This window comes from Pseudomonas huaxiensis (assembly GCF_003231275.1).
Taxonomy (GTDB): Bacteria; Pseudomonadota; Gammaproteobacteria; order Pseudomonadales; family Pseudomonadaceae; genus Aquipseudomonas; species Aquipseudomonas huaxiensis.
Map to the genome: position 1 here is coordinate 1 of NZ_QKVL01000153.1, position 734 is coordinate 734.

Below are 734 nucleotides of genomic sequence, written 5' to 3' on the forward strand. Positions count from 1 at the left end.
GTGGCCCGCCGATATGGACCGGGAATCGAGGACGGCGCCATGAGCAATATGCCCATGGAGTTCGTGGTTCTCGATATTCAAACCATCAAGCACGAAGTGTTTTATTGGCCCGACAAAAAAGATGAATCCGGCGTAGCTCAGTTGATCGTGAAAGAAGACAAGACTCAGAGAGCGCGGGAACGGGGTTTCATATGAAAAGGCCTGGACTGGTTCCGCCTTGCTCGGGGTGGCAGGAAGATCTGCACCATCCTGACCAGCCTCCGGTTGTGGTTCCGGCGCTTGGATTCGACACGCCTAATCATCAGAGCTCTGTCTTTTTGGAGCTACCACGGGCATCGGCGCTGGCGAGAGGATGGTTATTCTGGCTTGCATCGATTCAGGGCTTCCTGACGGCGGACTTATTGTGGAGCCATTTATCAATCGGACTGATGCTCAGCTTCGAAGAATGGGCCATGTTCATCTTTAGTGCTTTCGTTGGTGTTTGGTCATTCCTGTTCTGCATGAAACTTGAGCTAGTCCCCCCTCGAGATATGCCCCTGCGCTTCAACCGCCCCCGCCAACGCCTCTACGCCTACAACTTCAACTATCGCTGGTGGAACCCCTTCGAACGCTGGCGGGTCGAGCCGGTAGCCTACGACTGGTCTCAGGTCCGGGCCGAGCGCTGGCTGAAGCGCGGCGCGACTTCGCATGGAGTCGTTATCAAGGGCGGCGTGGTGCTCTCCATCGTCAGGCCG

At 56.4% G+C, this 734-nt stretch carries 2 protein-coding genes; both read left to right on the forward strand.

Annotated features, from left to right (window positions below; genetic code table 11):
• A partial coding sequence (locus DM374_RS32665; protein WP_225422693.1) for a hypothetical protein occupies positions 1-195 on the forward strand: 195 nt, incomplete at its 5' end.
• The coding region (locus DM374_RS33975; RefSeq protein ID WP_225422694.1) for a DUF6708 domain-containing protein at positions 192-734 on the forward strand (543 nt) is incomplete at its 3' end. The genes DM374_RS32665 and DM374_RS33975, both read left to right, overlap by 4 nt.